Raw genomic sequence first — 6,649 nt, 5'->3', positions numbered from 1 at the left:
GACCCAGCCACACGGTGTAGGACAGCACCACCAGACCGCCCGGCCTGGTCACCCGCAGCATCTCGTCGCCGAGCTGCCAGGGCCGCGGCACGTGTTCGGCGACGTTGGACGACAGGCAGATGTCGACGCTGTCGTCGGCGAACGGCAGCGCCATCCCCGAAGCCCGCACAAATGTGGCCGAGGCGCCCGCGTGCGCGGGATCGGCGGCATGCATCTCGGCCGGGTCGGGCTCGACACCGATGTAGCGGACGCCGGCGTCGGCGAACGCCGTCGCAAAGTATCCGGGCCCGCCGCCGACGTCGAGCAGTGTGCGCCCGGCTGGCGCGTCGCGGTGTCTGGCTCGCCACAGGTCGGTGATCATCGCCGCGGTGTCGATGGCCAGTGCACTATAAAACCGGGCCGGGTCGCGGCGCTCGTCGCGGAACCGCCACAGCAGCCGCAGCGCGCGGGACAGCGTCGCCCGCCGGGCGAAAACGTCGGCCACAGCCACGCAGCCACCCTACGCAGCGGTGGGCGAAGGCCCGGAGCCGCCACTGCAGCCTCGACGAGCGCAGCGGCGCCATGAGGCTGCCATTAGGCTGTAGCCCGATGACTGGTGTGCGCGCGGTCCTGCTGCTGTGCTGGCGTGATACCGGACATCCGCAGGGCGGCGGCAGCGAAACCTACCTGCAGCGCATCGGGGCGGAACTGGCCGCGGCCGGCGTCGCGGTCACGCTGCGCACCGCCGGCTATCCGGGTGCGCCCCGCAGCGAGGTCGTCGACGGGGTGCGGATCAGCCGGGCCGGGGGCCGCTACACGGTGTACCTGTGGGCGCTGGCGGCGATGGCCGCAGCGCGGATCGGGATCGGCCCGCTGCGCCGGGCGCGGCCCGACGTGGTCATCGACACCCAGAACGGGTTGCCGTTTTTGGCCCGGCTGCTCTACGGGCGCCGGGTCGCGGTGCTGGTGCACCACTGTCACCGGGAGCAGTGGCCGGTTGCCGGGCCGGTGCTGAGCCGGATCGGGTGGTTCGTGGAGTCGCGGTTGTCGCCGTGGCTGAACCGGCGTAACCAGTACGTGACGGTGTCACTGCCGTCGGCGCGCGACTTGGTCGACCTGGGTGTGGACGCCGATCGGATCGCGGTGGTGCGCAACGGTCTCGACCAGGCACCGGCGCAGACGCTGTCCGGTCCGCGGGCGCCGTCGCCGCGGGTGGTGGTGCTGTCGCGGCTGGTGCCGCACAAGCAGATCGAAGATGCACTGGCCGCGCTGGCGGCCCTGCGGGTCCGGATTCCGGGGCTACACCTCGACGTCGTCGGTGGCGGTTGGTGGCAGCAGCGATTGGTCGACCATGCCGCGCGGCTGGGCGTCACCGACGCGGTGACCTTCCACGGCCACGTCGACGATGTGACCAAACACCATGTGGTGCAACAAGCCTGGGTGCACCTGCTGCCGTCGCGCAAGGAGGGCTGGGGGCTGGCGGTCATCGAGGCCGGCCAGCATGGGGTGCCGACCATCGGCTACCGATCATCAGGAGGGCTGGCCGACTCGATTGTCGACGGGGTGACCGGACTGCTGGTCGATGACCACCGCGAGCTAGTCAGTCGACTCGGACAACTCCTCGCCGACGAGGTCCTGCGCGGTCAGCTCGGCAGCAAGGCCCAAGCCCGCAGCAGCGAATTCTCCTGGCGCCAAAGCGCCGCCGCGATGCGTGGCGTGCTGGAGTCGGTGCGGACCGGAAAACACGTCAGCGGCGTGGTGTAACCGGTGCACGATCACCACGCCGCACCCGTGCTGCTCTACGACGGCGTCTGCGCATTCTGCAACCGGTCGGTGACGACCATCCTCCGGTTCGATCGGTCCGGGGTACTGCGCTTCGCCGCCCTGGACAGTGATTTCGGCCGAGCGGTCATCGACCGCCACCCGGGTCTGGAGGCTGTCGACTCTTTCATCTTCGTCGACGACCCGGGCCGGCCGGAGGAGCGGGTCAGCGTCCGGTCGGCCGCGGCGTTGCGCGTGGCCGGCTATCTCGGCGGGCCCTGGCGGGTGTTGCTGATAGCCCGCGTGATTCCCGTGCGGCTGCGCGACTGGCTCTATGACCGGTTCGCCGCTGTCCGCTACCGGGTCTTCGGCAAGTACGACACCTGCCCGCTGCCTGCTCCCGAAGTGCGGGCCCGTTTCCTGGACATTTAAGCCGATCCCGACGTGTGCTTGCGTCGTCGACGCGACCCGAACGTCATCCCCGCCGCCCCTACGGTCAGCAGCGTCAGCCAGACCAGGTGGGCCAGCACCGAGACCCGCCGCCGGACCGTCGATGCGCCCGGCGTGTCGCCACCAGCTCGGTACAGGGTCAGGTCTGCGTCGTGGTAGGCCACCGGCAGCCGCCCCAAAGTACCGGCGGCCGCGCCCATCTTGCCATCGGTGCCTGACTCGACAACCACCCAGCCCACCCCGGCATGGGCCAGCGCGGCGGGATCAGAGCCGGCCAGCAACAGCGCCTGCACCGCGCGAGCCTGCGCTCCCTCGCCGGGCACGGTATGCCCGGAGACCATCAAGTCGCCGGTGCTCAGCACCTCGGCGCGGACCCAGCGCGGCAGCGGATCGAGCACCGGTGCCGGCCCAGACCAGACGAACCGACGCATACCGCCGGCGGGCAACACCGCGACGGTTCGCGGATCGGCGTTGATCACCGCCGCCACCGACGACCACCCCGCCGGGTAGTGCACCGGCTCGATCCGCCCGCACACGCCAGCAGCCAGATCGGGCAGCGTCGCGATCAGCGCAACGCAGCAGGTCAGCGCGGCTGTCGCGGGCCGCAGCCAGCGCCGCAGGCCCACGACCGCACCTGCACCGGCCAGCGTGTAGCCGGGCACCGCCAGGGCCACCCACTTCTGCCCGTCGCGCAGCACGCCGAAACCCGGTGCGGCCTCGATCAGTGCACGCAGCACCGCCAGCCCCGGGCCGGTCGCCAACACCGCGCAAGCCACCACCGAAACCACCGACAGCACCAGCAGCGGCAGCGCCGCCGACCGCCGGATCGCCACCGGGAGCCCGCCCGCCACCACGACGACCAGCACTAACGTCGCCAGGAGACCGAAAAGCGTTGTCCGCGAAGGTGGTACAGCCTGAGCATTCCAGATGCCGGCTAGCCCGGTCAGGCTACCCAGGGTGCCCAGGCCGGGCTCAGCCCGGGCCGCGAACACGGTGACCCCGGGACTTCCGGACGGGGTAGACGACGAGCCGAGCAGCAACGCCGCCAACCAGGGCAGCGCCGCGCCGACCGCGACCACGACAACGGTGACGGCGCAGCGCAGACGCGGCCAGGCGGTCCCCGGCGCCGCCACGCAGGTCAGCGCCACCGTCGTCGCCAGAAGCAGGCCAGTCGGCGTCAGGCCGGCCAGCGCCATCCAGAACATCAACGCTGACAGTGCCGATCCGCCGGCCGACCGCAACGTCAACAGCGTCGTCGCCACCCAGGGCAGGCAGCCGTAACCGACCAGCAGGCCCCACTGGCCCTGCAGCAACCGCTCCGCGACATAGGGGTTCCAGATCGACAGGGTGACCGCCACCAGTTCGCCGGGCAGCCCGGCCTGCGGCAACACCGCCGCTGCCAGCCGGGCCGCACCGAAACCGGCCAGCCACAGCCCGCCGACCAGCAGCGCCTTCACCACGATGGCGCCGTCGACCAGATGCGAGGCCAATGCCACCGCAAAGTCCTGCGGCACCGCCCGGGGCGCCGATTCGGCCAACCCGAGCGCGCCATCGGACAGATACGACCGCGGCGTGGACACCGCGTCGCGCAGCAACAAGTAGCCGGGCCGGACCAGCGGTGCCAGCACCAGCAAACTCAGCGTCAGCGCATATCCCGGCGCGACCCAGCGAAAGCCCGGACGACGCGCCGAAGCAGTCTCCTGGTTACGGCTGATCGGGCGGTTCCAGTGTGCCGTGACTGGCGGGTGCAGCCGGGCCCTCGGGCGGTGGAGCCACATCGCGGCGAGGGCCAGGGCGGGTCGGCAACTTCTCGGTCTCGGCCTCAGCTCCGGACACCGGTTCCGCCTCGACGGTCTTCCGGCCGAAACCGACGAAGAAGCCATCGAAAAAACGATGGTCGGCGGTGTCCAAGCCGGGGTCGATCAACACCGACTCGGTTGACAGGCCGAACCAGCCGAGTAGCGCGCCCCCGATCAGGCTGATCAGGCCGGCCGCGGTGAAGGTGATCGGCAGGATGCGAGACCACAGCGCCACCCGGTCCCGTTCGTTGCGCGCCGAGTTGACCTGGGCTTCGACGGTGTCCTCGTTGCTGGTAACCGTGTAGTCGGCCAAGGTGGCTTCCGGTTTCAGCGGGTCACGGGCGAAGTAGTGGTTGGCGTGCAGCTTGGCCTTGACGATGGTTCCGGAGACCGGATCGACCCAGAAGGTCCGCTGGGCGGCGTAGTAGCGGGTCATGGTGATCTGTGCATCTGGGTCACCGTCGAGTTCCCACACCGCTGCGGGCGCGGTGATCTCGCTGTCCTCCTCGTGGCCGTACAGCGAGGGGTACTTCACCGGTTCGGCCAAGTTGCCGTCGGCGTCATAGCCGACGTTCTGGGTAAACCGATAGGTCCGCAACCCGTTGACGTCGTCCTCGCCCTGATAATTGGCGTCGAACGCCTGCTGCGCGATCGGGTCGAAATACGGGTAGGACATCTTCTTCGTGTAAAACGGGAACCGGTAGGACAACCCCTCATGTGGCAACGCGATGTTGGTCGGCGGACTGTCGTCGTCGAACTTGCGGGGTTTTTGGACGGCGCCGCCGGGCCGGGTGTCATCCGAGACGGCCATCGCGGTGCGGCGATTGAGTGTGACGGTATCGACGATAGCCAACAGCAGGCCGGTGTCTTTTTGCATGTCGGCGCGGCGTACCGAGGTGCCGGCCTCCAGCGTCACGACGTCGGCGTTGGCAGGCGATTCCACAGTGATCTGCTGCTGCGACACCAGCGGCACGTCCATGTCGATGACGGCGTGTTGACTCGTCAACGAGTCGGGGTCGAGAGCGGTGCCGCTGCCGTCACTAACGAGCGTGGTATCGATGTCGAGGGGAATCTTGGCGATCTTGCCGGCAGTGTAGGTGAACAGCAGTAGCGCGGCGATCAGCAGGGCGGCTCCGAGACCCATGATCGCGCATGCCACCGTACGCAGCATGACTGCCCGGTTCACGTTGCCGTGTCCTCCTTGCTGGCGCTACCGAAACCTGTTCGACCCTAACAGCAGAAATTAAAGCCACTACGGTATGCCGACCAGCATCTGGAACACGAATCGGGTGTTCCGAGGCGAACCGCTTGCCATAACCGGCAGACTGTCTGCATGACCGGCACCGGTGACGGCCAGCAGGCGGGCTCTACTCGTGGTATCCGCAGCTTTCTGCCGGCCGTCGAGGGTATGCGCGCCTGTGCCGCCATCGGTGTCATCACCACCCACGTCGCGTTCCAGACCGGTCACTCCAGTGGCATCACCGGCCGGCTTTTCGGCCGCTTCGACATGGCCGTCGCGGTCTTCTTCGCGGTGAGCGGGTTCCTACTGTGGCGTGGTCACGCTGCAGCGGCCCGGGGGCTGCGGAAAACACCACCCGCCAGCCACTATCTCCGGTCGCGGGTAGTCCGTATCATGCCAGCCTACCTGGTCTCGGTGGTGGTGATCCTGGCGTTGTTGCCGGATGCCGGTCAGGCCAGCTTGGCTGTGTGGCTGGCTAACCTGACGTTGACCCAGATCTACGTACCCCTGACGCTGACACCGGGGCTGACGCAGATGTGGAGCCTGGCGGTCGAGGTGAGTTTCTACATCGCGTTGCCGCTGCTAGCGCTGTCGGCAGCGCGGCTGCCGGTGCGAATGCGGGTGCCGGTGATCGCGGCGGTGGCGCTGTTGAGTCTGGGTTGGGGCTTGATCCCGATACACACCCCCTACGGAGTGAACCCGCTGAACTGGGCACCGGCCTACGGCTGCTGGTTCGGCGCGGGGATGCTGCTGGGTGAGTGGACCGTCAGCCCGCCCGGCTGGATGCACCGGCTGGCACGCCGGCGGGTGCTGACGGCGGCCTTCGCGGTGGGCGCCTACCTGGTGGCCGCGTCGCCACTGGCCGGCCCGGAAGGGTTGACTCCGGCCACCGTCGACCAGTTCATGGTGCGAACCGCGATGGGCGGGGTGCTCGCCTGGGCGCTGCTCGCGCCCCTGGTGTTGGACCGCCCCGATACCCAGCACCGGTTGTTGGCCAGCGCCCCGATGGTGACGCTGGGCCGCTGGTCCTACGGGATGTTCATCTGGCATCTGGCGGCGCTGGACATGGTGTTTCCGGTGATCGGACGGTTCGCGTTCAGCGGTGACATGGCCGATATGGGTGTTGTGCTGGCGTTGACATTGGTCTTCACCGTCGCGATATCGGCGGTGAGCTATGCGCTGGTCGAACAGCCGTGCCGGGAGGCGTTACGCCGCTGGGAGTCCCAGCACCCCCAGCACCATCGGAGCGTGCCGGCGAACGCTGACCTGCGCGACGAAACCGAACCGGAGCCGGTTGGCGTGTTCGGGTAGGGCCGCCAGTGTGCGTCAGTAGCCGCCCTGGTTTTCGAAGATCTTTCGCGGATTGTCGACCAGCATGGTGCGCAGCTGCTCGTCGGTGACGCCGCGCTCTTTCAGCGCA

The 6,649-nt window shown here is 68.9% G+C and carries 7 protein-coding genes; 3 read left to right on the top strand and 4 right to left on the bottom strand.

Annotation, left to right across the window (positions count from 1 at the left end):
- Positions 1–490: class I SAM-dependent methyltransferase (locus AC2VOP_RS05960; protein WP_486960094.1), on the bottom strand; the 490-nt coding region annotated here is incomplete at its 3' end.
- 98 nt (positions 491–588) lie between these two features.
- Here AC2VOP_RS05960 and AC2VOP_RS05955 point away from each other — a divergent pair.
- Entirely contained in the window at positions 589–1,743 is a 1,155-nt protein-coding gene (locus AC2VOP_RS05955) for a glycosyltransferase family 4 protein (RefSeq protein ID WP_486960093.1), read from the top strand.
- 3 nt (positions 1,744–1,746) lie between these two features.
- Positions 1,747–2,172, top strand: a complete 426-nt coding sequence (locus AC2VOP_RS05950) for a thiol-disulfide oxidoreductase DCC family protein (RefSeq protein WP_486960092.1) — start codon at positions 1,747–1,749, stop codon at positions 2,170–2,172.
- Here AC2VOP_RS05950 and AC2VOP_RS05945 read toward each other — a convergent pair.
- Complete coding sequence (locus AC2VOP_RS05945) at positions 2,169–3,905, bottom strand: MmpA family trehalose lipid delivery protein (RefSeq protein ID WP_486960095.1); 1,737 nt, start codon at positions 3,903–3,905, stop codon at positions 2,169–2,171. The genes AC2VOP_RS05950 and AC2VOP_RS05945 overlap by 4 nt on opposite strands.
- Positions 3,895–5,175, bottom strand: coding sequence for a cell envelope lipid trafficking protein PgfA (gene pgfA / locus AC2VOP_RS05940; RefSeq protein WP_486960091.1), 1,281 nt, complete (start codon positions 5,173–5,175; stop codon positions 3,895–3,897). Before pgfA ends, AC2VOP_RS05945 begins: the two co-directional genes overlap by 11 nt.
- 147 nt (positions 5,176–5,322) lie before the next feature.
- On the opposite strand from pgfA, the gene AC2VOP_RS05935 reads away from it, so the two are divergent.
- Positions 5,323–6,540, top strand: a complete 1,218-nt coding sequence (locus AC2VOP_RS05935) for an acyltransferase family protein (protein ID WP_486960090.1) — start codon at positions 5,323–5,325, stop codon at positions 6,538–6,540.
- A 15-nt stretch (positions 6,541–6,555) separates the two neighbouring features.
- Here the strand turns inward: AC2VOP_RS05935 and AC2VOP_RS05930 are convergent.
- Positions 6,556–6,649: phosphotriesterase family protein (locus AC2VOP_RS05930; protein ID WP_486954647.1), on the bottom strand; the 94-nt coding region annotated here is incomplete at its 5' end.

The sequence above is a fragment of the Mycobacterium sp. TH-M106 genome (assembly GCF_057473765.1).
This window is presented reverse-complemented; position numbering and strand designations above follow the sequence as displayed.